At 43.0% G+C, this 25,147-nt stretch carries 21 protein-coding genes and 3 tRNA genes; 5 read left to right on the top strand and 19 right to left on the bottom strand.

Annotated elements, in window-relative coordinates:
* Positions 1–27 precede the first annotated feature (27 nt).
* On the bottom strand, positions 28–1,203 hold the full coding sequence (locus ACZW67_RS11720) for a M20 aminoacylase family protein (RefSeq protein ID WP_465183388.1): 1,176 nt from the start codon (positions 1,201–1,203) through the stop codon (positions 28–30).
* Between the two features lie 441 nt (positions 1,204–1,644).
* Positions 1,645–2,862, bottom strand: coding sequence for an acetamidase/formamidase family protein (locus ACZW67_RS11715; protein ID WP_465183387.1), 1,218 nt, complete (start codon positions 2,860–2,862; stop codon positions 1,645–1,647).
* 358 nt (positions 2,863–3,220) lie between these two features.
* Between ACZW67_RS11715 and ACZW67_RS11710 the strand changes: the two genes are divergently transcribed.
* A complete protein-coding gene (locus ACZW67_RS11710; protein WP_465183386.1) occupies positions 3,221–3,574 on the top strand; it encodes a hypothetical protein in 354 nt (117 codons plus the stop codon).
* 129 nt (positions 3,575–3,703) lie between these two features.
* Positions 3,704–4,021: a hypothetical protein gene (locus tag ACZW67_RS11705; protein ID WP_197099923.1), complete on the top strand. Its 318-nt coding sequence runs from the start codon at positions 3,704–3,706 to the stop codon at positions 4,019–4,021.
* A gap of 160 nt (positions 4,022–4,181) precedes the next feature.
* Here the strand turns inward: ACZW67_RS11705 and ACZW67_RS11700 are convergent, their stop codons facing one another.
* From ACZW67_RS11700 to ACZW67_RS11640, 13 genes are all read right to left on the bottom strand, one after another.
* Positions 4,182–4,595 (bottom strand): PaaI family thioesterase, encoded by a 414-nt coding sequence (locus ACZW67_RS11700; protein WP_201592817.1) that lies wholly within the window; start codon positions 4,593–4,595, stop codon positions 4,182–4,184.
* Positions 4,596–4,752: 157 nt separating this feature from the next.
* Entirely contained in the window at positions 4,753–5,295 is a 543-nt protein-coding gene (locus ACZW67_RS11695; RefSeq protein ID WP_465183385.1) for a DUF3124 domain-containing protein, read from the bottom strand.
* A 54-nt stretch (positions 5,296–5,349) separates the two neighbouring features.
* Entirely contained in the window at positions 5,350–6,054 is a 705-nt protein-coding gene (locus tag ACZW67_RS11690; RefSeq protein ID WP_201592814.1) for a potassium channel family protein, read from the bottom strand.
* A 68-nt stretch (positions 6,055–6,122) separates the two neighbouring features.
* Entirely contained in the window at positions 6,123–7,883 is a 1,761-nt protein-coding gene (locus tag ACZW67_RS11685; protein ID WP_465183384.1) for a potassium transporter TrkG, read from the bottom strand.
* A 185-nt stretch (positions 7,884–8,068) separates the two neighbouring features.
* Positions 8,069–9,013 carry a DMT family transporter gene (locus ACZW67_RS11680; RefSeq protein ID WP_465183383.1) on the bottom strand — a complete coding sequence of 315 codons (945 nt, stop codon included), beginning with the start codon at positions 9,011–9,013 and terminating at the stop codon, positions 8,069–8,071.
* 8 nt (positions 9,014–9,021) lie between these two features.
* A complete protein-coding gene (locus tag ACZW67_RS11675) occupies positions 9,022–10,155 on the bottom strand; it encodes a flavin monoamine oxidase family protein (protein WP_465183382.1) in 1,134 nt (377 codons plus the stop codon).
* Positions 10,156–10,181: 26 nt separating this feature from the next.
* The gene (locus ACZW67_RS11670) at positions 10,182–10,604 is read right to left on the bottom strand and encodes a tetratricopeptide repeat protein (RefSeq protein WP_465183381.1); all 423 of its coding nucleotides are present in this window, start codon (positions 10,602–10,604) and stop codon (positions 10,182–10,184) included.
* Positions 10,605–11,021: 417 nt separating this feature from the next.
* On the bottom strand, positions 11,022–11,510 hold the full coding sequence (locus ACZW67_RS11665) for a M48 metallopeptidase family protein (RefSeq protein ID WP_465183380.1): 489 nt from the start codon (positions 11,508–11,510) through the stop codon (positions 11,022–11,024).
* Positions 11,511–11,701: 191 nt separating this feature from the next.
* Positions 11,702–13,747 (bottom strand): choline BCCT transporter BetT, encoded by a 2,046-nt coding sequence (betT, locus tag ACZW67_RS11660; protein WP_197099914.1) that lies wholly within the window; start codon positions 13,745–13,747, stop codon positions 11,702–11,704.
* A gap of 371 nt (positions 13,748–14,118) precedes the next feature.
* Complete coding sequence (betA, locus tag ACZW67_RS11655) at positions 14,119–15,816, bottom strand: choline dehydrogenase (RefSeq protein WP_465183379.1); 1,698 nt, start codon at positions 15,814–15,816, stop codon at positions 14,119–14,121.
* A gap of 119 nt (positions 15,817–15,935) precedes the next feature.
* Positions 15,936–17,450 carry a betaine-aldehyde dehydrogenase gene (betB, locus tag ACZW67_RS11650; protein WP_465183378.1) on the bottom strand — a complete coding sequence of 505 codons (1,515 nt, stop codon included), beginning with the start codon at positions 17,448–17,450 and terminating at the stop codon, positions 15,936–15,938.
* A 199-nt stretch (positions 17,451–17,649) separates the two neighbouring features.
* Positions 17,650–18,225 (bottom strand): TetR/AcrR family transcriptional regulator, encoded by a 576-nt coding sequence (locus ACZW67_RS11645; RefSeq protein ID WP_194198281.1) that lies wholly within the window; start codon positions 18,223–18,225, stop codon positions 17,650–17,652.
* 1 nt (position 18,226) lies between these two features.
* Positions 18,227–18,571, bottom strand: coding sequence for a DMT family transporter (locus tag ACZW67_RS11640; RefSeq protein WP_110924296.1), 345 nt, complete (start codon positions 18,569–18,571; stop codon positions 18,227–18,229).
* A gap of 541 nt (positions 18,572–19,112) precedes the next feature.
* On the opposite strand from ACZW67_RS11640, the gene ACZW67_RS11635 reads away from it, so the two are divergent.
* The 3 genes from ACZW67_RS11635 (at position 19,113) to ACZW67_RS11625 (ending at position 20,902) form a co-directional block, all read left to right on the top strand.
* A tRNA-Asn gene (locus ACZW67_RS11635) sits at positions 19,113–19,188 on the top strand.
* Positions 19,189–19,378: 190 nt separating this feature from the next.
* Positions 19,379–19,732 carry a CopG family transcriptional regulator gene (locus tag ACZW67_RS11630; RefSeq protein ID WP_110924297.1) on the top strand — a complete coding sequence of 118 codons (354 nt, stop codon included), beginning with the start codon at positions 19,379–19,381 and terminating at the stop codon, positions 19,730–19,732.
* Positions 19,733–20,167: 435 nt separating this feature from the next.
* The gene (locus tag ACZW67_RS11625) at positions 20,168–20,902 is read left to right on the top strand and encodes a hypothetical protein (RefSeq protein ID WP_465183377.1); all 735 of its coding nucleotides are present in this window, start codon (positions 20,168–20,170) and stop codon (positions 20,900–20,902) included.
* Between the two features lie 114 nt (positions 20,903–21,016).
* Here ACZW67_RS11625 and ACZW67_RS11620 read toward each other — a convergent pair.
* From ACZW67_RS11620 to ACZW67_RS11605, 4 genes are all read right to left on the bottom strand, one after another.
* Positions 21,017–21,107, bottom strand: a tRNA-Ser gene (locus tag ACZW67_RS11620).
* A gap of 83 nt (positions 21,108–21,190) precedes the next feature.
* Positions 21,191–21,281: transfer RNA gene (locus ACZW67_RS11615), tRNA-Ser, on the bottom strand.
* A gap of 165 nt (positions 21,282–21,446) precedes the next feature.
* Positions 21,447–22,610 (bottom strand): type I glyceraldehyde-3-phosphate dehydrogenase, encoded by a 1,164-nt coding sequence (locus tag ACZW67_RS11610; protein ID WP_465183376.1) that lies wholly within the window; start codon positions 22,608–22,610, stop codon positions 21,447–21,449.
* Positions 22,611–22,793: 183 nt separating this feature from the next.
* On the bottom strand, positions 22,794–24,728 hold the full coding sequence (locus ACZW67_RS11605) for an AAA family ATPase (RefSeq protein ID WP_465183375.1): 1,935 nt from the start codon (positions 24,726–24,728) through the stop codon (positions 22,794–22,796).
* Positions 24,729–25,147: the final 419 nt, after the last annotated feature.

Raw genomic sequence — 25,147 nt, 5'->3', positions numbered from 1 at the left:
CCATCAAGAGTTTTTATAAAGTTTTTCTTATGTAGATATTTTCGATAATTCAGACTCAACTAGAGACACCCAAACCTTTATACCAGTTTCAATAGCATCGTCATTGAAATCATAGGCTGCATTGTGCAAAGGTTTGGACGGCGTACTGCCATCAACGCCCAACCAAAAATAAGCGCCTTTCACGACTTGGCTCATGAATGAGAAATCCTCAGAAGCCATTGATGGTTCTACGTCCGTGTTTACCTTGTCAGCACCCAATGCTTTAGTAGCCGCCTCTTTGATTTCAAGATAGGCTTGACTATCATTAGTGGTGACTGGATAGCGGATATGGTAATCCATCTCACCTGTGACGCCATATAACGGTGGCAACGTCGTCACCATTTCTGTGAGCAAACTCTGTAGCGACTGGCGTACATCCATATCAAAACTACGTACCGTACCTTTCAAAATCGCAACATCAGGAATGACATTGGTCGTGTCCCCACTATTCATCTGCGTGACACTGATGACGCCTGACTGCAATGGTGATATGCGGCGCGAGATAATCGACTGAATGTTCGTAATGAGTGCGGCACCCGCTGCAATAGGATCAGCGCCTAAATGTGGCATGGCAGCATGCGTTCCTTTACCAGTTAGGGTAATTTCAAACGTATCAAAAGACGCCATCATCGGTCCATCATTCACAGCGATTTGACCCACAGGCAGACCCGGCCAGTTATGTAGCCCATAAACAGCATCCATTGGGAACTTATCAAATAAGCCATCATCGATCATGGCTTTAGCACCGCCCAAGACTTCTTCAGCAGGTTGAAATATTAAATGAATAGTACCGCTAAAATTCTTATTCTCACTCAGATACTTAGCTGTGCCTAGCAACACTGAAGTGTGGCCATCATGACCACAGGCATGCATACAGTTTGCATGCGTAGACTTATGCTCAACGTCGTTTTGCTCTTCAATGGGCAATGCGTCGATATCGGCTCTTATGCCAATGGTAGGTCCTGTGCCATTTTTTAATGTGCCGACAACGCCAGTACCACCCAATCCTTGATGAACCTCAATCCCAAAAGACTCTAACTTATCAACGATAAATGACGAGGTTTTGAATTCTTTAAACCCTAGCTCAGGTTGGCTATGAATCTGTTTACGCCATTGTTTGACTTCGTCCAGTAATGCGTCATTAACCGACATTGAAACTGACATTGATTCTCTCCTTTGAGGTTATTTATTGATACAAACCATGTAAAACTGATGCAGGCTATTGTTATTTTCACATCACAGTAGCCACGCTAAAATACGCAAACTGATAGTAGTTTTTAGAAAAACAAATAAGCCACTCAAAGTGGCTTATTTTGTATAACCAGATATAGATGTGGCTTTGTTGTTTTTCTAAAGACAGTATATTAGCCTATCTACACGTATTGAGAAACCTAACTGTCACAACTTTGGGCGAAATGCCCGTCTGTGAATGTATTAGCCTGATTTATAGTCAACAAATAACCAGTAACTTGGACTTTGTATTGCCTGTTAATCACTCAATTAGAAACCCTTAGGAGCTATCATTCTACCTTCAAGGGTTCTCACTAAAAAGGTTCTAACTAGCTGATGATAACCTTGCTATTATTTATCAAACTGCTCATCAAATTATTTATCGAACTCTTTAAAATCTGCTTTACGAATCTTGGCATGAATACCTTTGGTTTTATCCACGACCTGTGATACTTCAAAATCTGTCGCAGCACTGAGGTAAGCATAGGCGGTCGCTTCATCGATATCATATTCTTGGTTCAAAAAGCGGATAGCTTCACGAGTGGATTTTTTCATGGCTTCATCCAAATCTTCATCTAACCCCGGTGTGATCCAAAACTCTGCATTCTCTGCCAAAGGTTGCAAGATTTCTTTACCAGGAATTTTATCCTTGCCCGCTTTTAACAAGGTAAATTTGAACGTGGCACGCGCAGAAGCTTCAAGTGCCGTTAACGCAACCTCACCATCGCCTTGTGCAAAGTGACTGTCACCTGTGTAAAACAACGCGCCAGCAACTTGCACAGGATAGTAAACGGTTGAACCTGTACCCAATTCATTGATATCGATGTTGCCGCCATACATAGCAGGCGGTACAGAGTGTACTTTATCTGAGGTATTAGCTGCGACGCCCATCAAACCCATAAAAGGCTCAAGCGGAAAACGGATAGATTTGCCAGAGTCGGTCTTTAGCACACCCTCATAGTCGCCTTTGGCATTTTTTTCTATCGGGGTAAACACGGACACATTGCCATAACGCTCAGGATGAGCAGCGGAAGCATTGGCTTGTTTTGGAATTTTTGGGAACTCTCCTGCTAAAGCACCTTTGCCATGGCGATTAGAGATAACGCCATAAGGCACTCGCGGCTCAACTTTGATGACTTCTACTTTTAGAATATCGCCCGGTTGCGCGCCTTTAATTTCAATCGGTCCTGTCACAATATGCGGACCATCTTTATCAAAATCATGATCTAATTTGGATTGCGTAATTTTCTTTGCTTCATCCAAGATAAAGTCATCTTTGACCCCTTTGGACTTAAAGTACTTGGCGGCATCACGTCCCTGATCTTCGAGCAAGCCTTCATGTGAGACTGTATCAAACGTTACCACGCTACCAGAGGCTACAGAAATGATAGGTTTGGCATCTCTATTCGGCAAATATCCCCACGTTATCGTATCTAGAGTCGAAGGTACGTAATAATTCCCTTTGTATTCGCCATTTGTTAGCTGCGTGGGTTTATCTGACATCTGCTTGAGCACAGTAAAGTCTTCTGCCTGAGCGGCTGATACGCCTAGTGCACTGAGAACGAATAATGAAAGAACTGTATTTTTAAACATAGAATATACCCTTGATAAATGAAACATAACAACATTGTCTTACATCTAGGGTAGCGCAAGTTTTATGCCACAGAAAAATCCGTCTTATCGCTTAATTTGAGTAGAAAAAGCACTGTTTTGATACAACTTACTGCTCCAGTGAGGTGCTTTTATATATAAAAAGAATGGTTTTAGTGCATGTCCATATAAATGCCACATGGCATGTGCGAACAACATTTTATGCGAACAATACCTAATGACAATCGTTACCTTTCTTCAAGTTTCATAAATATACGTAACATTGCAATCGTTTATCATCTCTTCTATAGAACGTGTAACGCGTTGCCACTGTGTTTTACCCCAATAGGAAATAACAATAATGAAAAAACTAATAATAAGCCTAATGCTAGCAACCTCTACTTGCGTTGCTATGATGGGATCAGCCAACGCGGCGCTACACGACTCATCAAAGCATAGCGTCCAAGTACAAAACCATAAAGACGACACGTCTGCACAGAAAAATAAATCTACAAATCAAAAGACTGTCAAACAACAACCAGCGGCTAAAGTCGTCAAAAAGGCTGACCAGACCAATAATAAAAAGCAGTCTGTAAACACAAAAGCTGTCACGCCAAAAAAATCTACAGCACAACAACAACCTAGCAAGTCTAAAAACGTAACATCTGACCATAAATCGAAAGACAGTAAATACGACAAAAATCATAAGTCTTAATTAAGCAAAAAATCTCGACTGTGATATTAGGTATCTTTAACAGATATCCAATATCACGCTCTAATACTGGTTACGCTATATCCTGCTAGCAATGTAGTAGCCTATTTTCTGTGTAAAAGGAGTTTTATCATGAAATACAAACTGACTCGTACCAATCAGCAGTTACTACTGAGCTTAGCCGTATTTGGATCGACCATCATGCCGGTGACTTCTGCGGTTGCTATATTGCCACTGGGCTCAGAGTTTTTTCAGACAGAGTTATCTGAAACCACGTCTAGCACCGAAACAGCATTGATTAAAAAAGCGTTATCCAAAGAAGGCAATTTGAAGAGAGAGAACGAACATCTCACAGCTTTTAGTAATAAATCGAAATTTTCAACGTTGATTAGAGAAAGCAAGCAGTTTAGAGATCTTGAAAAACACAACACCGATATACTGCATGACTAAAAACCTCTTAGACGTGATAAGTGGTTAGGGCGTATCCTCAATTCAATCGATAGTCATCTACATGGGTTAAAAACGGGGACACGCCCTAGTATCCAAATATTGGAAGAGCACCTATTTTTGAGTGATATGTTTCTTAAGTGATAGGTTGCTATGAAAAGGGCTAATTACGTTTGGGCGGTACAGAATACGTGCCGACTACGTGAGCCACGGCATCATCAGAGCCTTCTGAATAAAGAGACACCTCACCTACTATCAGCGTACGCCCTACTTTCATCAAGGTACATTCGGCGATAATACGAGCATCTGCTGATGGCTTTCGCAAAAAGTTGATGGTCAGACTTGTCGTTACGGTGAGTGGGACGATGCCAATTCTGCCGAGTATCGCCACATAGATGGCGACATCAGCAACAGCCATCATAACGGGGCCAGAGACTGTGCCACCAGGGCGCAGCTCATCTACACCAATTTCGTGCGATAAGATCGCGCCCTTTTCACTGACTGCCTCGACGACACATTTGGTTTGTGGGAACTCCAATGCCATAAAGGCACTGATTTCTTCTTTGGTTGCAGACATAATTCTTCCTTGAATTGAATGGTCCTTGTTACTGCACTTAATACTTTGATTTTAATGAATAGCTTTATATTGTTATCGCTGACTGCCAAAATAGGCTATCAGTTTTTGCTACTGCGCGCTTTTAGTTTTATAGATAATGACCTGCCCACTTTATCCACTAATGTACCACTGGCGTCCCTTCTGTACTAAACGCAAATCCTTTATTACTGAAGTTACCAATCATGACGGCTTCGATAACTGGTCTCACCGTTTCATCTATACCTTCAACTTCGATAATAAAGTTGGCACCTGAGCCGCCTTTATCCTCTTCTTTTTCGACGATATAATTGAGTGTGGCCATCGCTGGTAGCTCAATAGGTTTGTTGAGATATGATTTTAACAGTGCACCATCCGTATCATAATAGTCGATTTTATTGATATACAGTGATTTTTTGAATGTCGTATTACGCACGCTCAGCGTCGCCGATAGTAGTACTTTACGAGCGTCTCTATCGGTGTAAATATCAGAATAAATCGGCACATAAAAGGTTTGTTTATAACCAAACTGACTGCGATCTACGTCTGATGTGAGTTCTAACTGTTCAATCGGGTCTTGTTGATGCTCAGATAGAAGGACGTTCGGGTCTTTTGCGGACTCATCACAACCTGACAGCAGTGCCATTACAGCGATCAATAGAACAGATATTCTGCGCTTATTCATAATAATTTCCTTGTAGCGTCGAGGTCACTGCGATTGGCAAACCATTATTTGATTTCACACCTTTATTTTTACACCCACACTACGTAAGAACTGGTTGATGTGTTTGTTGGCGCCATAAATGACCAATACATCGTGGTCTTGCAATACTTGCTCAGGCGTAGCCAAGCCTTTAATACTAGGCTTACTCTGCGTACGACCAAAGCTGTCTTCATAATACTCATAGCGCATGGTACTAAGCAATCGGATATTAAACCTTTGCTCCAACTGTAACTCATCAACGGTATTACCGATTAGAACGTTTGGAATCTTAATCTCTACCATGCTGAAATTGTCGCTCAACTCAAACGAATCGATAAAGTAGCGTAGCGACAGTCTCTTGGCCCAGCGGTTCGCCGCTTCTTTTTCAGGATGAATCAAATCATCAACACCAATAGCTTGCAGAACTTTTTCGTGCAACGGATTAATACTACGGCTGATTAAACGTTTGGCTTTTAACGTCTTAAATAGCGCTGTTGCCATGACATTTGCGCCTTGATCTTCCCCAATCGCCACAATGACGATATCAGTATCAACGATTGGTAATCCGCTAACAGCATACTCGTCGGTGGCATCCATACAGAGGGTATGAGAGATGACTTCTTTATAGGCTTCTACCCTTTGCATGCTACTATCAATGGCAATCACTTCATGGCCTTGGCTGGTCAACGCCGACCCTAGCGATGCGCCGAAACTCCCCAATCCTATAATGATGTATTTCATAACCTTAATAACCTTTTTTAGTATTTTTTTGCTATTTTTTAAGCATAAAACAGCCAGTTTATGACGGTTTAATTGATCGTAATCTCTTCAGTGGGATAGCGATAGTTGCGTTGGCGCATATTTTTAAGCAGCGCAATAAATATCGTCAGCATGCTGACACGCCCAACGAACATAATGACCGAAACCACAATTTTACTAAAATCGGATAAGTCTGCTGTTAGATTCAAGCTTAGCCCCACCGTACTATAAGCTGAGAAACACTCAAACACCACTTTAATCAAATCAAGCTCTGGCTGATCATAACTGATGAGTGTTACGCCCGTACCGATGACCAGTAGCGACAACCACATAATAGAAAATGCGCGGCGTACAGAAATCTCAGCAATCTCTCGTTTGAATACCTCTATTTTGGTCTGCCCACGTGCCAGACTCAACGTATTTAATAGCGCAATCGCAAAGGTACTGGTCTTGATACCACCACCTGTCGAGTTTGGTGAGGCACCAATCCACATCAAAAATATCGTCAGCATCACCGTTGGAAACGTGAGATCACCCATATCAACGACGTTGAATCCTGCCGTACGCGGAGTAGCAGCAGTAAAGAACCCAGTTACTAGCTTCCCAAAAAAGCTGGTATGGTCAGCGAGCACGTTATTGTACTCAAATATCATCACGCCGATCAGACCGACTAGCAATAATGCGCCTGTCGTAATCAAAGTAATGCGGCTATTAATATTGAGTAGCCAAGGCTGATAAATGTAGCGCTGGTCATGACGATATATCAGCCGCTGAGCACGATGACGCAAATACCGTAGGACATTGACGACAATAATAAAGCCCATACCACCGAAGATAAATGTCATCGCAAGAATCAGCTGTAGCGGATAATTAAAGCGAAGCGAGTCATCATACAAGCCAGCACTAAATATCGAAAATCCAGCATTACAAAAAGCAGAAATCGCGTGAAAGACAGAAAAGAATAATTGCTCAGACCAATCCATATCGGGTATGTCATAAATACTGATATAAATCAAAGCAGCCGCTACTGCCTCGACGGCAAAGGTAACGTACAAGATAGACTTGAGTGTCGAGACCACATTACCCATACCGCGCATGTAAGACATCTCGCTGATACTTGCTTGCGTCTCGTAACTGACACCGCCTTTAAAGAAATAACTGAAGTACGTCACAAAAGTCAGGATACCTAAGCCACCGATTTGTATCAGCCCCATGATGATAACTTGCCCGAAAGTCGTAAAATAGGTCGCTGTATCCACGACGATAAGCCCTGTCACGCAAACTGCACTGGTCGCTGTAAATAGTGCATCAACGAAAGACAGCGGCTGCGTCGTCGCATTAGGCATCATCAGTAGTAGCGCGCCAACCAATATCACTACGAGAAAGCTCAAAATAAAAAACTGTGCTGGGTGCAGAAAAGTACGATTGAGATTAAAATCATGATCAGAGAGTTCACGGATAAAAGTGACAAATACCGCTATTTTTATCGCGACAAATCCATCAACTGTGGCGGACAGTCCTGAGCGCACTAGGTCTGTGAAATATACTGTCAATAGAACGATAATCGCGATGCTGGTCAATGTGTCAAAGACAGCGACTTTATTGAAGGTTAGCGATTTTTTTGTATAAATATAACGGCCAACAGTCACCACAAAACTTAGAAAAATAATGACCAAGTAAAAAATATGGAATACTTGTTGTAGCCACGTCGGTAGTGTAAAACCACTATCGAATAGAGCAATAGCTACTCCGATGACACTAATGAGAATCGTAAAATTGTTCAATAAGCGATAACGCGTGGCTGCATTCATAGCCTGAATCCGTGACAACGATAACTACGACACTTATACTCCTTTTTTATCGTATTCACAAAACATGATTTAAGTTAATCGTAACCAATTATTGAGCCTAAACAGACTCTAATTAAGAAAGCAACATAAAAGAGACTCATAAAAACATAGCGTATTTAATAGATTTGCAGCTTGAGACATATTTGCTAAACCTCTTCTTTGACTACCCTCGCTAGTTTTACTCCACCCCATGTCACTAGAGCTACGCCGATAGCAATTAATGTAGCACCTAAGAATAAACCTTCTGGTGGTTGCTCTCCTTGCAAGAATATAGCGACGGGCACACCGACAATTGCCCCTACCGAGCCTAATAAGCTTAATAGCACTGGCCCGCCTGTTTTTTGCAGCAGAAATAACAACAAAAACTGACCAGCAAACACACAAGATTGGACAGCGATTAAACCTAATGGCAATAGCTCTTTTCGTGGTATATCGATAGAAAAATCAGACATCATACTGAATAAGCCTAGCAGGAGTGCCGCCGCAATCAGCATACCTGGAGCAAGTGCGCTAGGAGATGCCTTATCAGGCCAACGTAGTGTGCGATATATATTGCCAATGGCGAGTAAGACAGGACCACAAAGCGCTATTAATATCCAAAAAATACTGGCATCTGGTGCAGAGAATTTATGCACAGCCAATACTCCAGCCCCAACCAGTGCAGTAGCCACGCCAGTAGCACGGATGATGTTGAATTTTTCTATGCGTAGGGCCAGTGCCCCGAGGTAGGTAAGAAGTGGTGGTAGCGAGATGGTCAGCGCAACGAAACCTGCCCCGACATGAGGGATAGCAGAAAACAGCAATAAATTGGACCCTGCAACGCTGACCAGTGCAGCGATAAAATAGTACTCAAAGCTACGCGTGCTAAACGGCGGTGACTCATGCCTTACTAATGCAACGAGTGATAATATAAAAGCCGCACCAGTGATGGACCAAAACAGAAAGGATAATGGCGTCAGACCTATGTCGCCTGCATATTTCGCCAAATTGGTTGAGATACCAGTGAGTGCACCGCCAGTCAACAAGCAAGCGAAAGGAATTAGCCATATGTTTCTGTTGCGAGATACTTGCTGTTCCGTAGACTCACTCATCAACGATCCTATAAGCTTTGTACCGCGTTGCTTGCCGCGTCAATAGCACCAGCGACATAGCCAGAAAACGGCACTGACCACTCACTACCGCAACCTGTTAGACAGTCCTGCCACTCGCCTGTCTTTGGTTTTGATGGCGGGGCTACAGCATGCTGCCCTGAGCCACTCGCATCGGCAGCCGTCGCGGTAAATACATCTTGAGACCAGTCTTTGATATATTCAGCCTTTGGTTTGTCTGCTTGCGCGCCGAACAGCCGTACCATCTGCGCACGGCAATGCGCTTTTAGCGCCATCTCTGAAACGTTTTGGCGTACCTTAACGGGAACACCAAAGAAACCAAACACAGCGCCTTGGCCTTCTACTAGTGAGGCATCATGAATCTCAGTAAGCGGCCCTATCGCACTTCGTGCTGCACCCGAGAGACCATTATCTCGCCAAAAGGGCGAATCATAAACGGCCACATACTTGGCATGTGGTGCCATCCAAGTGGATGTTTCTTGCCACTCTATCGCTAAATCTTGCGGTAAAGTAGGCTCAAATACGATATTACTAACCGCCAACCGAGGTGGTAGCGCAAGTAATACATGCTGCGCTTGATAAGTGATTATTTGACCAGCGTTGATATGTTCAGAGCCATACTCGCTGTCTATTTTAATATGCTGACCAGTCTTGGTTAAGCGCCTTACTGTCTGACCCGTAACGATACGCTTGGCATCTAAGCGAGCGTATAAAGCATCAGTTAGCACCGTCATTCCACCCACGAGGCGCATAGATGGTGGCGAGCTCCGATAGCCTTGCGCACGAATAGGCAACTCACTAGCACCACGTTCAACCATCATATCGCCTTCTTCGAACTGAGCGAAACGTGGTAAATCTAATGCCTCGATAAGACTGCTCAACTGCGGCTGATACTCTGGCCAAAACCACGACGGCCCTAAATCGAAGCCGTCGTTTGATCTTTCATGATCGCCACTTTGACTGTTAGAACTCAAGCCCACTGATGATTTGGCAACAGTGATACGCCCGCCCAATCTATCACGAGCCTCTATCAATATATAGTCGATGTCTTTTTGTTCTAATAAAAAGGCGGCATACAATCCGCTTAATCCGCCACCGATAATCGCAATAGGTACGTCTTGCATGTCAAATCGTTCCTGCTCAATAAAGATTATTCATCCAACAACTTAGTCAGCATCTCATCTATCTCAACTTTAAACTCTTTATCTTCAATCTTATTTGCCGTAATTTTGGCGTTTTGTAGACTTTGAATAGCCGCTTCTTTGTTACCTGTCTCAAGCTGTAGCACTGCCATAGAAAAAGCAATCGACGACAGATGATCTTTCGAATTGATCGCCGTGGCTTTAGCTAGTGCTTTGTCATAAATGACCAGTGCTTCGTCCAAATCTTCTGTAAAGTCAGCAAGCGTTTCCCACTGTTCTGGATGGTCTTTGTCTGTGTTTTCGTTATTAGTACAGATGGCTTTTAGCTCAGCATAAAACGCATCAAATTTTTCTTGATTACCGATATGGTCAGCCTCTAGTAACTCTTCTGCCAACTTATAAATAGATTTATATATTTTGGTATTGATCATTGCTTACAACCTTTTATTGACTTGGGGTATAGATTATTTGGTTAGGATTATAACGTAATTCTAGGGCGTGTCCTCATTTTAAAAATGGTGATAAAAATGAGATAAATTGCAGTCAAACAAGGAAAATAGCGCAGATCATATCGGGATATTAACCAGCTATTTAACAATGTTTGGCAAAATTTAGCCATTTTTAACCCGTTTAGATATGATCAATTGAATTGAGGACACGCCCTAGCGGCTCAGATGATTGCTGCAGAAAAGGACACGATATTTATATGGCTGTTATTAAGGTTGCTATTCATACTATAGTCGATTCAATTTAAAAGTAGTACAAGGCAACTAAGTGTAGATGTATATGTGATACTTCAAGCGAGGTTAACGCTGTAATACTTTTATAGTGGAATAACTATATTAAGGCTACAACTCTCGCCAGTGTAACCAAAGCCGCGTATCTAGCTCAAACTGGTGATATTCAGGCTCCATATGGCAGCATAATTGATAAAACGCTTTGTTATGCTCATGCTCTTTAAAATGTGCCAACTCATGCACGACAATCATGCGTAAAAACTCAGGCGGCGCTTCTTGAAACAAGCTGGCCACCGTGATGCTGTTGTGCGATTTCAGCTTGCTGCCTTGTATGCGAGACTGGGTGGTATGAATACCTAGCGCATGTTTGAGAACTTTTAACTTGCTGCTATAGCTGACATTCGATAACTGTCCCACTTTGCGCATATATTGGTTTTTAATATCATTTATGTATTGATACAGCGCTTTGTCGCTTTTTATTTGGTGTTGAATGGGATATTTTTTTTCTAGATATGCACCCAATTTACCATCGCTAATAAGCAGTGCTGCTTGGGTTTGAACTTGCTCAGAATAATGAGCGATGTATTTTAATGTGGTCACGAACCTATCCTTTACTGATGCATTACCACGTATCGACGCGGTCTAAATGAATTTTACCTTATATTGGTGCGCTTTATTAGAGCGTGTCATCATTTAGGTTATGAGGCATAAACAAACCCCATAAGCTGAGGTCAACTTATGAGGTCGTTTTTGCAAACACATTATGAGCTGTTTAATCCTCTAAATGATGTTTAACGCTCTAAATGTAGATACTGTAAATGACGCTCGTACTGGTTTAAGATATCGACCAATACTTGCTCTTTAGAGTAGCCAACCAAGTCATACTCTTGCGAGCCTTCGCTTAAGAACACTTCGGCACGATAATAGTACTCTGCATTCTTAGTTGAGGTGCTCAATGTAAAGTTAGGACGTTCTGCTTTAATCAAGTTGACTTCATAAATAAAGTCGTCTTCGTCGCCATGTCCAACTCGCAATTTTAGACCATCTATTTGACCGCTACTCTCATCCATACCTTCATCTATATCTTGTCCGATATGTGCAGGGTTACGGATGTCCAAAGATGTTTTTAGACCGCCTGCGGCAAACTCTTTTTCAACTTCCGTCATAGCAGGTCTAACCACATTTTGTAAAAACTGTTCCACTTGTGCATGTTTAGGGAAACTAACAATACGTTGCAAGCGTGCTTTCCAGCTCTTACCACTATCTAGCACGTTCGCCGTACCAATCGTACTGGCCTTACGTTTATTGCCTTCTTCTTTTAATGACCTCCACATCGATACCATATAAAGAACGAGAATAAGCGAGAATGGCAAACCTGCAATTACAGATACTGACTGTAATGAGGCAAAACCACCAGCAAATAATAGTCCTAAGGTGATAAAACCTGTTGCTGCTGCCCAAAACAAGCGTAACCAAACAGGAGCATCTGTGTCATTAGTCATGCCTCTTGAGCTCAAGTTCGCGAGTACTAACGCGCCTGAATCCGCTGAGGTCACAAAAAAGATAAGGCCAATAATCACACCAGCGAATGATAAAATATCGCTGTAAGGAAAGTGCTCAAACAGAGCAAACATGCCCATCGCTGCATCATTAACAGCGATTTCGCCCAATTCAGTGGCACCATTGGCAACCAAGTCTATCGCTGAATTACCAAAGATAGAGAACCAAGCAAAGATAAAACCGAGCGGGATAAACATCACACCAAAGACAAACTCACGCAAGGTACGACCACGACTAATACGTGCGATAAATAGTCCTACAAACGGTGCCCAAGCGACCCACCATGCCCAGAAAAATATCGTCCAACCTGATTTCCAGTCGGCACCAGCTTGACCATCATAAGCATAAACATCAAAGGTTTTGAAAATAATGGTTTGGAAATACTGTCCGATATTTTGAGTAAAAGTATTGAGCAAATAGACAGTATTACCCATTACTAATATCGCAATCAATAGCAATATAGACGATAGCATGTTGAATTCAGAGAGACGGCGTACGCCTTTTTCGACACCCGTCATCGCAGAGACAGCGGCCGCCGCAACAACACAGACGATAATAATTGTCTGAACGGTTTTGCTCGATTCAATACCGAAGACATGGGTCAAGCCTGCGTTGGCCTGCAATACCCCAATACCCAAACTGGTGGCGATACCCATCAAGGTACAAACAACACCAAAGGTATCAATACCATCACCAAGCCAGCCTTTGATGAGTCGTTCACCAAAGATAGGTGTCAACGGCGAACGTAATGCCAATGGCATGTTTTTACGATAAGCAAAGTATGCCAATGCCATACCGATCAAGGCATAGATACCCCAGCCATGTAGCCCCCAATGTAAAAAGGTCTGCGCGAGTGCCTCACGCATAGCCTCGGCACTGGCAGGTTCTAAACCAGTATGCGGTGTCAGATAATGCATCAAAGGCTCAGAGGCACCAAAGAACAATAAGTCAATACCGATACCAGCGGAGAACAGCATTGCCGCCCATGCTAGGAAAGGAAATTGTGCTTTTTCGTGATCTTGCCCAAGCTTAATATCACCGTACTTGGAGAAACCAACAAACAAGGAAAATATACTGTAAGCGGCAACCACCAGCATGTAATACCAGCCAAAGCTCTCTGATATCCATGACATACTCGAACTTAACAATGTCTCACTATAAGTTGGAAACGCAATCGTCCAAATTATCAATAAAATAGAAATAATAGCTGAGCCTAAAAAAACCGTCTTGTTTAGAGTCAGGGGTTTTGCCGCATCATTTGATGGCGAGCTGTACATAAAAGACCTCAATAGGTAAATTAAACAGGGTCTGATATTGCTTTGTCCGTCATAATCTTATGACTGATAGTCATACAAGATATAAATCACCGCATGACGCACAAAGCAGTACCAATAAATAAAGATTTGCTACTTAAGTAATGACCATTTCAGTAATGGCTACTTCAATAATTAGTACTTAAGCAACAAGGTAAGTGATTAAAAAACCAATCTTAATCGTATTCATTTTCTAAAACAGTAGCGGGGATAAAAAAGGCCTTTATATAAAAGGCCTTCTTATAAATATCATTTACCAGCGCTATGTCATAACGTGTGTCATATAGCTATATTATATCGCTATGTAGACAGTCGTCTATTTATTCATGCTTAATTTAAACAGAACCATAAGCCCGCATCGGCTCAGCTCTCAATGGCGCACCATTAGCAGTAAAGTAATCTACCGTCGAACGTGGTAGCTGCACACCGCGCATCTTATCGACGATTTTTTCTGCCAACATAATGGTGGTCGCGTTGAGATTACCACTGATGATATTGGGCATAATCGATGCATCAACGACACGCAAGCCATCGATACCATGTACCAGCCCTTCACCATTGACAACCGAATCATTGTCTTCGCCCATCGCACAAGTACAAGATGGATGATAGGCCGTCTCGCTGTGATTACGGACATACTCATCCAACTGCGCGTCGGTCACTAGATCATCGGTCGGTGCAATCGAGCGACCACGATAAGCGTCAAGCGCTGGCTGATGCATAATCTCACGAGTGATACGCATGGCAGCACGGAATTCTTGCCAATCTTGATCATGAGACATGTAGTTAAATAGAATACTCGGATGCGCACTTGGGTCTTTAGAGGTCAGCTTGACACGACCGCGACTTGGCGATCGTAATGAGCCAACATGTGCTTGGAAGCTATGAGACTTCACCGCACTACGGCCATCATAACGTACCGCGAGTGGTAAGAAATGGTACTGAATATTGGGATGGGTAAACTTCTCATCGGTACGAATAAACCCACCACCTTCGAACTGATTTGACGCGCCCAGACCCGTACCATTGAATAACCACTCAGCACCGATGGCTGGTTTGTTCCACCATTTATTGGCAGGTGCAATCGACACTGGCAACTTACATTCATACTGCATATACAGCTCTAAATGATCTTGCAGGTTATTACCGACGCCTGGCAGATCTAGCAATTCAGTTACGCCAGCCTCTTTTAGCCACTGACCTGGGCCAATACCAGAACGCTGCAATAATTGTGGCGAAGCAATCGCACCAGAGGAGACAATCACCTCACGAGAGGCATGAAAGTTTTTGGTTTGACCTTGATGCTCGACTTTGACACCGATAGCGCGTTTGCCATCAAACAAGATCACATCGGTTAGCGCACCCGTCAAAATCGTGATATTGCTGCGCGGCTTAGCACGGTCCAGATAACCACGAGCCGTTGAAGCGCGGCGACCATTAGGCGTCACGAAACGATCCATTGGCCCAAAGCCTTCTTGCTGATAGCCGTTTAAATCTTCGGTACTTGGATAGCCAGCTTGCACGCCTGCTTCAATCATCGCTTGAAACAGTGGATTAACCCCTGGTTTTGAAGTGGTCATCTCAACAGGACCACCCACACCATGATAGTCATTCTCGCCAGCATCACGGTTTTCTAACTTTTTAAAATAAGGCAGGCAATCCAGATACGTCCAATCTTCTAGGCCTTTAATCTTAGACCAATCATCAAAATCTAGCGCATTGCCACGGATATAACACATACCGTTAATCAGTGACGAGCCGCCAAGCCCTTTGCCGCGACCGCAGTCCATAACGCGGTTATTCATATACGGCTCAGGATCGGTTTTGTAGCCCCAGTTATAGGTTGTTCCTTGCAACGGCATGGCGAGCGCTGCTGGCATCTGCGTACGAAAATCTAAGCGATGGTCTGGACGACCTGCTTCTAGTAGCAGCACCTTAATACTGGCGTCTTCGGTCAAACGCGTGGCCAGCACATTGCCTGCTGATCCTGCGCCAACGATGATGTAGTCATACTCAGGTGTGGTTGATGTCATAAAACGCTCCATAATATTGAAAAAACATAAATCATCTAATATCAGTAAGGCCAATTAAAAAGGAAAGATAATACCTAATGAAGAAACCTTACTGGATTGGCTTTTCTCAATACAAATGATTAAAAGACTGATTCAAACTTACCCAACTCTACTTGGATAGATTTGGTCTGAGTATAATGCTCAAGGGCTTCAATGCCGTTTTCGCGGCCAACACCTGAATGCTTGTAACCGCCGACTGGCATTTGAGCAGCTGACTCGCCCCATGTATTTAACCAACAGATACCCGCTTCAATCTGAGCAATCACTCGATGCGCTCGGGTCAAGTCAGCAGTTACAACACCAGCTGCCAGTCCATACTCGGTATCGTTGGCACGGCGAATGACTTCTTCTTCGGTCTCATAAGTCAATATTGACATCACTGGGCCAAATATTTCTTCACGTACGATAGTCATCTCATCAGTGCAATCAGTGAATACCGTCGGTGCGACGAATGCGCCATTTGCCAATTCGCCTGTTGTCACACGGTCACCACCTGTTAGCAGTCGTGCACCGCTAGATTTACCTTGCTCGATATAGCCAAGCACTCTTTCCATATGCGGGAAGCTGACTAGAGGGCCCATGTTGATGTTTTCATCCATCGGATCACCCAATTTAATACGCTCAACACGCGTTAAAATAGCCTGCTCAAACTTAGCTTGCATGGCTTTAGGAATGAACACGCGCGTACCATTGGTACATACCTGACCACTGCTATAGAAGTTCGCCATCATCGCGATGTCCGCAGCCATGTCGATGTCTGCATCATCAAAGATAATTAATGGAGATTTACCACCCAGCTCTAATGTCACGTCTTTAAGAGACGATGATGCTGCACTCGACATGACTTTTTTACCAGTCGGCACGCCACCGGTAAACGAGACTTTGGCGATATCAGGATGCTGAGTTAGTGCCTCACCCACTTTATAATTACCTTGCACGACGTTGAATACGCCATCTGGTAAACCTGCTTCTGTAAATATTTCGGCCAGTTTCAATGCAGTTAACGGCGTCACTTCTGATGGTTTGAATATCATCGCATTACCAGCGGCTAGTGCCGGTGCTGCTTTCCACATCGCGATTTGAATCGGATAGTTCCATGCACCAATACCAGCAACCACGCCAAGTGGCTCGCGGCGAGTATAAACAAAGCTGGTATCACGTAGTGGAATCTGACGACCTTCTATCATCGGTGCAAGACCTGCATAGTACTCAACCACATCAGCACCCGTAACGATATCGACATACTTGGTTTCAGAATACGCTTTACCTGTGTCTTTCGTCTCAAGCAATGCCAGTACATCGTTGCGGTCGCGCAATATCTCAACGGCCTTTGATAAGATTCGACCACGCTCAACCGCTGTCAATGCTGCCCAAACTTTTTGACCTTTATGAGCGGCTTTAACGGCTTCATCAATTTGCTCATTGGTCGTTTGTTGAACGGTAGCTAACAACTCACCTGTCGCTGGGTTGATGTCTTCAAAAGTCGTCAGCGTCTCATCTACCGCCAAGTAACGACCATTAACATAGCCTGTTTGGACTTTTTCTAAATCGATAATGTCTGTTAAGTTATTTGAGTTTGTATGAGTAGCTGTCATGGAGTGCTCCTTACGACGACTGGTACAAGCGCTATAAAATCACGCCTACCGAATAATTTCGTCATGGTTTCAGTTTTAAAAAAAGTTGCATCGTTATATGATGACAAGTCGTTATATGGCTAAAAATCGTTATTTAATTATCAATTGTTCTTTAATAAAATTTTGGGTGCGGCATTTTAATTAACACGCTGTATCGTCTTTATGAGTCAAAACCACGTTGCGTCATTTTTATTAGACGCTCACGTAGCGATTTCTTATCCGAGATATTGATACCTGAGAAGTCAGAAAGCCAAATCCCATCAGCGACCAACCGCACCATACACAATGTCTCGGTATTATCGGTTGCTTCATGCTTTTGTAATTGCTCATTTGCCCACTTGGCCCACAATTCACGCAGCTCACTATCGCCTAGCATCAATACATATAGCGTCGCTTGACTGTCAAACTCTTCCTGCCCTTTTTCGCCTAGACTGATGGTGGCATCTATATAAGCACGGGTAAAAGAGCCATAACGCACTGGATCTTTCGCCATTGCGCTATCTACTTCTGCCTCAAACTTCGCCATCGCATCATGAAACACTTCAAGAATGAGCGCGTTTTTAGTGGCGAAATGATGCATGATTCCACCTTTGGTCACCCCAACCGCATCTGCCACAGCTTGGAAAGTGACTTTCGACAACCCTTGCTCTAGCGTTATTCTTGCAGCCTGATCGAGCAGCGCGCGACGAATAACTTCTGGTTGTTTTTTACGTTTATGAGCGTTTTCAATTTCCATATCAGTGCACCACAGAATTAGAGAGTAAATTCATCACCATCACACCGCCTACAATCATAGCAATACCAACCACTGCCGCTGTATCAAGGCTTTGCTTAAAAAACACCAAGCCAACAAGCGATGTTAGTACGATTCCGAGTCCACCCCACAGCGCATAGGCAATACCAAGCGGTATGGTCTTAAGGGTCTGCGTCAACAAGTAAAATGAGATGACATAAAGCAAACCCATGATAAGCGTCGGAACCAAACGCGTGAACTGCTCTGACTTCATCAAGAAGGTAGTGCCGATCACTTCACAAATGATGGCAATGGCCAAATAACCATAAGCAATAGTGGTAGGACTCATATTTAACATACCTTTCTCGAATCAAGCATATTTCTCGATTCAGTATCAATTAGTCATAATAAATTGTTTGAGCATGTATTAAAGATACCGTACGGTCGGTATTCTATAGACATATTCTAGCAATGTGAAGGGCTAACTCATAAGTTTTTTGTTTCAAGTGGTGTATGTATTGCGTTAATATTCAAAAAGATAGACGAGTTGTCTAATCAAATATAGGCCTAAAACCTAAGCGCAAAGACGGATGCAAGGTTACTTCGACTACTTATTAGAAGCACTTTTCTCTTCGGTCGATGCACTTAATAAAATTATCGATGACCGAGCCAATAAATAACAACTTGAGACTCACCTATCTACCAGAACTGCCCATTTAACAGGCGATAACGAGCCATTTTGAATTAATTACAACAATATTGATAATTAATGGCGTAATAAGGTTGACAGCCTATGATGACTTGGCGTAAAATACGCCCCACATAACGCAAACAAGATAAGCAATTGTTCTTATATAATGCTTACTAAACTTACTGTTATGACAACTTATTCTCCAATAGCTCAGTTGGTAGAGCAACGGACTGTTAATCCGTGTGTCCCTGGTTCGAGCCCAGGTTGGAGAGCCATATACTGAAAACCTTCATCATTACTTGATGAAGGTTTTTTTATGGTCGCCATTTATATATGTAATGGTCATAATATTAGCATGGCTACTGTGTTCTTTTGTGCATTTTTGTTGTATGGTAAGTGAAGTATTGATTGGGTTAATTTCTGTCTGAGCGCTTTACTCCTACTCACTAAAAGTAATGGTTTATTATGATACCTGTACGTGTAAAAAATAGATTTTCTGATCATCCACAAAAAATCATGCGTCCAGTCAGCATTCGCCTGTCTGAAGAAATGATTTCGCTACTAGAAGCGACGTCGTCGGATTTAGGTTTCAAACGTATTCAAGGTCTTATCCGCCTATATATTCGTCAGGGTCTTGATCGTGATCATCAGGATTATACGTTAGCCCATGATGAAGTTTTTATCGAAACACTACGTAAGCGCGGTGTTAGCCAGCATATTATTGATGAAGCTATTGTTGTAACGCATAATAATAATATTACTCACTCATTGTCTGAGCTACAAGAAAACGATCAAGCTAATGACCAAACGAATAATTAGCCAGCTGCATTAAAAACAACATGCCAATGGGTATTGAATAACAATAACCATTCAAAACCACTATTATTCGTCAGCTTTTACGGCTTTTAATAAAAAAGACTGAGTCCGCCTAATCGCATTCAGTCTTTTTTTATGGGCATCTTAAACATATCCTTTGCTAGTCCTTACTATCATCCACTCTGACCAACACCCCTCCTGCCCCTTTCTGCTGTCACAAATATAAAAACATATCTGTTTTATTTCCATACTCCCTTTAGCGATAATTAAACACAAGCAATCTTCAAACGAGGTATATTAATAAAAAGACCACTATAGTCGGTTCAATATAATGTCGATATCAAAAAACTAAGCAAAGATGACGATGTAGCAGATTTATATAAACGTGACTATATTATCGCTCTTTATTTTTCATAGGGATTTACAAGGAGGTGTACGATGATGGGTTTATATCAGCGTTTAGACAAAGCGTTGTTACTAGCAGTTGCTTTGGCAGTGCTGCCAGTCGTTTCTGCGTGCTCACAGCCACAAACGGATCCAAACAAAAAAACAATACCGACCAACTCTGACCAGTGGCAAAAAAAGCTTGGTACTACCTTTGAGCAGCTACCCAAGGCTGATCAACAAGTCCTTAGCCGCTATATGTTACGAATGAAGCTGAGCGGCGCTTATGAGTCAGGCGCGATGCCACGTACCACTATCAAACAAGCCCTCATACAGCAGCGTGAATACGAGCGTTTGCACCCAAATAACCCTACCGGTAAGAAGAGCCCTATCGTCAAGGGTCAGCCAGCAGCAACCGCTAACGCACAGAATTACCCTATCGCTCTGCTACCAGTCAAGACCAGCGATGACGACAGCTTAAACCAAGTAAAACTACAGTTCATGCTGTCGAACCACGGTCAGGTCGCTATTCAAAGCTTTAAAGGGACACTAATCATGCAAGATGCGAAGCTGACGAAAGGTAAAAGATTCAACGTGCCCTCAACACAGTTTGACCCGCCCATTCAACCAGAGCAGTCTGGCAAAATCATCATTGAGAGTAGCATAGAAGACATCAACGTCATGCGTGCCATAAAAAACACCAAGGACATGACCATCATGATTAGCGAAGGTGTTTTAACGTTAGAGGATGGACAAACCGTGGAGTTTGATGAGTCGCTAATGAAATAAAGGATGTCGTTGCAAATTCATTAAAAGTTAGTTCATCGCAATGTCATTAAAAAAAACATTGGAAAAGAACGTAAAAAAGCCCCAATCACTATTGATTGGGGCTTTTTTCGAATTTGGAGGAGACGGAGAGATTCGAACTCTCGAAGGGCTACAAACCCTTGTCGGTTTTCAAGACCGGTGCATTCAACCACTCTGCCACGTCTCCATAGGTGCATCATTATAACGATATAGAATAAAAATGCAACAAAAAAAGCCGCAATCATTAATAATGATTGCGGCTTTCGAATTTGGAGGAGACGGAGAGATTCGAACTCTCGAAGGGCTACGAACCCTTGTCGGTTTTCAAGACCGGTGCATTCAACCACTCTGCCACGTCTCCATAGGTGCATCATTATAGCGATATAAAATGAGATTGCAAGCAATTAATTGAACGAATTTAAATTATTTTGCTGCTATCGTTGATTCCGTTTAAAAGAGCATCAAGGCAACTGAGTACAGGTGTATAGGTGATACTTTCAGCGAGGTTAATGCTGTCACTTTTTTATCAAGGATTGACTATCGGTTTTTTATTAGATGCCAGATGTAGGCACATATCGAGCAACCTATTGGCATAGCCCCATTCATTATCATACCAAGCAAAAACCTTGTATTGCTCACCCACTTGCATGAGCTGCTGCCCATCGATGATAAGCGACTCTGTCTGATGGATAAAATCACTGGAGACCAATGGCTCATCGGTATAGGCCATGATGTCGTGTAGATGTGCCTGACTGGCAGATTTGAGCACGTCACGAATATCATCGACACTCACGTTAGGCGCATCAAACACAAAAGTCACGTCAATGGCGGCAACATCGATAGTTGGCACTCGAATAGAATGCCCATTTATTTTTCCTATCATCGCTGGTAGCACCCGCTCTGTCGCAGCGATACTGCTAGAAGTGGTCGGGATAATATTATAACCAGAAGCCCGCGCGCGTCTCGGATCTCGATGCGCCTGATCCAGTACTGTTTGGTCAGCCGTGACCGCGTGAATCTCCGTCATCATCGCTGACTTGACGCCAAATGCAGCATCAAGGGTTGCAATCAATGGCACCAGTGCTTGCGTGGTACAAGAGACACTCGAGATAATCGGCAGCTCACGCGTTAACTCATCCGTGTTGACACCCATAACGATGCAAGCATCCACATCGTCAAAAGGCGCTGCACCAATAATCACTTGCTGCGCTCCAGCCGCTCTATGTAGCTGAGACTGTTCATAAGAGCGGAAATGACCCGTGCACTCTAGTACCACATCGACGCCCAACGCCTCCCAAGGCAGGTTTTTCGGATCTGCCTCCGACAGCATATTGATACAGTAGGTTAGATTACTCTTCGTCAGACAAAGCTGAGTCTTGCTGGTATCGTCGGCTCCACTCTCTACAATCTCGGCACTAACGCCCAGTCGGCTCAAACGCCCATGTGTACTATCAAACTTTAATAAATGCAGCAAGATATCCGCTGGCGCTAAATCATTAATCGCCACCACATGAATCGCACGACCTAACACTTCAAAGCGCTCTAGCAGTGCGCGCAATACATTGCGTCCTATACGTCCAAAACCATTAATAGCTACTCTAAGTGGCTGTGTGTGCTCACCAGTGGCATAAAGCGCTGCTGCTACAGGGTCAGACGTTAATTGATAGGTGGCGCTAGAAAAATCAGGCATAACAAGTTATCGCTATAAAGAGAGATATAAGATTGAGCACTGCAATTTCAGCACTACAATGGAACAAAAACCATGCGCTTTAATGGTTTTAACAATAGGTTGGATATTAGGGCGTGTTGCCCATTCACAAGTAGGCACACAAGTAGTCACTGCTGATTGCCATAGTCGAATGCTCAACAAGCGCTAGGGTGTTATAAAGATAAGTGCTAAGCGAATAGTATTGTAGTCAATATTTTGTTTCAGATGATCAAATATCGGACGCAGCTTAATACTACCATCATCATTAAAATCATTTGGATTATTGGCAACTTTAATGACCACATAGGCATTACCGACGGCAGTCATCACCTCGTCTTCAGGACGCAAATGATCACAAGCCAAACTTTGGTCTTGAGATTTTAATTCGCCGATATGGCGCATGATGGTGGATTGTGACAGCTGACGGGCTTGAGAGATTTCTGCAATAGACAAGCTCTCTTCTAATAATATTCTGGTCGCTAGCAATGTACTGTCTGACTTATCAGATACTTGATTGCCCATTTTTTGCTTTTTATCTAGCTGCGCCTGCTGTTGCTCGCGGCGCTTCTTTTGTAGATTGGCATAGCCATCAATCACTGACTTACTCAGTGTACCGCCTGATTTTAGAACGAACTTCTCATGTGCCTGCGTCATACTCTCTTCATCGAGCATCGCATAGTTAGCATCAGCTTCCTCAGATAACACTAAAAATCGCTTGTCTGCACCGCGCGCTAATGGATCTAGCTGCAGGCTCATGTCGTTCATACCTAGTAACTGCAATCCCGCTAACGACTTGAGCCTTGATAATGCCACATAACCTTGTCCTAACTCAAAGGTACGAGACAAATCTATCTCAGCAGCATCTAACGTCATGCCTTGTGACTTGTGAATAGTAATCGCCCATGCCAGACAAAGCGGCACTTGCTCATAGCTCGCTAGCACTTCACCTGTCTCATCTTCGATAATCCACTCTTCAGGCTCAGCGATGACTTCTCGTCCTGAATTAAGTCTTACCACTGGCATTTTCTGTGTTGTTGGCTTTTTGGCTTTTGGCTTTTCTTTTTCTTTTTTGGTTTTACTTTTTGTGCTTTTGGCAGATGTTTCATCACTGTCGGCAGTGCTATCGATATCATCATCTTCAATCAAAGCCTCACTGGTATCTTTGCTATCGTCGATTTTCACAGCAGCAAAACCTATCAGCTCACCCATCGTACCGTTAGAAACACCAAGCTCGGTGTTGTTTTTAATAAACATCACTTTTGAGCCAACTTTAAGCACTAAATCATCTTGAGTGCGTACTGTCTTCTTGAGTGTCTCAACCAGCTTACTATCACCCGTAGACGTGGCTTCAAAGCGCATCATCTCACCAGACAGTGCCGCTAACTCTTTATCATTGATTTTATTGACGTTGAGATTGTGCGTATACAGACGGGTACGCTTGATATCGACGTTTTGGTCAAAGGTCGCTTCTAGCGCAGCAATCGCCTCAAAAGTGACTTCTTGACGACGAATTTGGTTCAAAATATCGTCCAAATCAAGACCGCTGTTGGCCGCCTCACTCACTTGTCGATGCTGCTCAGATAAATAACAAATATGAAACTTGGCATCGAGCCACGCCTCAGACATAAAAGCAAACTTCTCACGATTGCTCTCACCTTTGCTGCCTATGGGCGGTAACTGAAAGAAATCCCCTGCAACCACCACCTGAATACCGCCAAAAGCTTTGTCATTTTTGCGCACATGCTTGAGTACTTGACTCACCAAATTAATCTGCTTGGCATGCAGCATCGATATCTCATCAATGATGAGTACTGCCGTGTCCTTTAATCTATCTGCTAAAAACTGTTTGCGTGACAACGTGGTCAAGTCGCGGTCGCTTAACTCATCTTTGATACCGATACCCGACCAGCTATGAATGGTCGTACCGTTCATATGCGTGGCCGCAATCCCCGTACTGGCAGTGACCGCAACAGGTACTCGACGCGCACGTAGATAATCGATGTATTGATTGAGTGTATATGTCTTACCTGAACCTGCTGAGCCAGTCAAAAAGACATTTTGACCTGTTTTTAGGATATCAAGAGCAGAAGATTGACGCATATATTCAAACCAACCAATAACTTAGAAGAAAAAGAAAAGAGAGCAGCCATCAGCAATTTTATAAATGCCGTAGCTTAAAATATTGGCAATAATTATAACAGCTACATCCACTTTACGAACCCTTTTAACTGACACATTTTCCATAACTAAATTTTATGAGTTCATTCATTAGTTATTATTAAAATTGAGTATAACTCTGCTCAAAAGTTGAGTAGTATGAAATGAGAACTTGATCAGGAAGATTCGGTGGCGATGAGATAAGCCCTTATTTTACACGATGATGTAATAAATAATTGCTTATATATGACTTGCCTCATACATAAAACAACAAGGAGCAGTTAATGTTATATCCCTATCCAAACACAGAAAAAAGCCAAGTCCAATTCCGCGAAAAATATGACAACTTCATCAATGGTGAA

Source organism: Psychrobacter sp. TPE 89C, assembly GCF_055522395.1.
The sequence above is the reverse complement of the archived record's forward strand: the minus strand, read 5'-3'. Positions and strand labels throughout refer to the sequence as shown.

What these genes read in the sequence shown, in the direction of transcription:
- ACZW67_RS11645 (WP_194198281.1), bottom strand. Translation starts at nt 18,225, where the DNA reads ATGGAAATTGAAAACGCTCATAAACGTAAAAAACAACCAGAAGTTATT.
- betA (WP_465183379.1), bottom strand. Translation starts at nt 15,816, where the DNA reads ATGACATCAACCACACCTGAGTATGACTACATCATCGTTGGCGCAGGA.
- ACZW67_RS11610 (WP_465183376.1), bottom strand. Translation starts at nt 22,610, where the DNA reads ATGCCTGATTTTTCTAGCGCCACCTATCAATTAACGTCTGACCCTGTA.
- ACZW67_RS11695 (WP_465183385.1), bottom strand. Translation starts at nt 5,295, where the DNA reads ATGAATAAGCGCAGAATATCTGTTCTATTGATCGCTGTAATGGCACTG.
- ACZW67_RS11675 (WP_465183382.1), bottom strand. Translation starts at nt 10,155, where the DNA reads ATGCAAGACGTACCTATTGCGATTATCGGTGGCGGATTAAGCGGATTG.
- ACZW67_RS11690 (WP_201592814.1), bottom strand. Translation starts at nt 6,054, where the DNA reads ATGAAATACATCATTATAGGATTGGGGAGTTTCGGCGCATCGCTAGGG.
- ACZW67_RS11670 (WP_465183381.1), bottom strand. Translation starts at nt 10,604, where the DNA reads ATGATCAATACCAAAATATATAAATCTATTTATAAGTTGGCAGAAGAG.
- betB (WP_465183378.1), bottom strand. Translation starts at nt 17,450, where the DNA reads ATGACAGCTACTCATACAAACTCAAATAACTTAACAGACATTATCGAT.
- ACZW67_RS11710 (WP_465183386.1), top strand. Translation starts at nt 3,221, where the DNA reads ATGAAAAAACTAATAATAAGCCTAATGCTAGCAACCTCTACTTGCGTT.
- ACZW67_RS11700 (WP_201592817.1), bottom strand. Translation starts at nt 4,595, where the DNA reads ATGTCTGCAACCAAAGAAGAAATCAGTGCCTTTATGGCATTGGAGTTC.
- ACZW67_RS11640 (WP_110924296.1), bottom strand. Translation starts at nt 18,571, where the DNA reads ATGAGTCCTACCACTATTGCTTATGGTTATTTGGCCATTGCCATCATT.
- ACZW67_RS11680 (WP_465183383.1), bottom strand. Translation starts at nt 9,013, where the DNA reads ATGAGTGAGTCTACGGAACAGCAAGTATCTCGCAACAGAAACATATGG.
- betT (WP_197099914.1), bottom strand. Translation starts at nt 13,747, where the DNA reads ATGTACAGCTCGCCATCAAATGATGCGGCAAAACCCCTGACTCTAAAC.
- ACZW67_RS11715 (WP_465183387.1), bottom strand. Translation starts at nt 2,862, where the DNA reads ATGTTTAAAAATACAGTTCTTTCATTATTCGTTCTCAGTGCACTAGGC.
- ACZW67_RS11705 (WP_197099923.1), top strand. Translation starts at nt 3,704, where the DNA reads ATGAAATACAAACTGACTCGTACCAATCAGCAGTTACTACTGAGCTTA.
- ACZW67_RS11630 (WP_110924297.1), top strand. Translation starts at nt 19,379, where the DNA reads ATGATACCTGTACGTGTAAAAAATAGATTTTCTGATCATCCACAAAAA.
- ACZW67_RS11720 (WP_465183388.1), bottom strand. Translation starts at nt 1,203, where the DNA reads ATGTCAGTTTCAATGTCGGTTAATGACGCATTACTGGACGAAGTCAAA.
- ACZW67_RS11625 (WP_465183377.1), top strand. Translation starts at nt 20,168, where the DNA reads ATGATGGGTTTATATCAGCGTTTAGACAAAGCGTTGTTACTAGCAGTT.
- ACZW67_RS11685 (WP_465183384.1), bottom strand. Translation starts at nt 7,883, where the DNA reads ATGAATGCAGCCACGCGTTATCGCTTATTGAACAATTTTACGATTCTC.
- ACZW67_RS11605 (WP_465183375.1), bottom strand. Translation starts at nt 24,728, where the DNA reads ATGCGTCAATCTTCTGCTCTTGATATCCTAAAAACAGGTCAAAATGTC.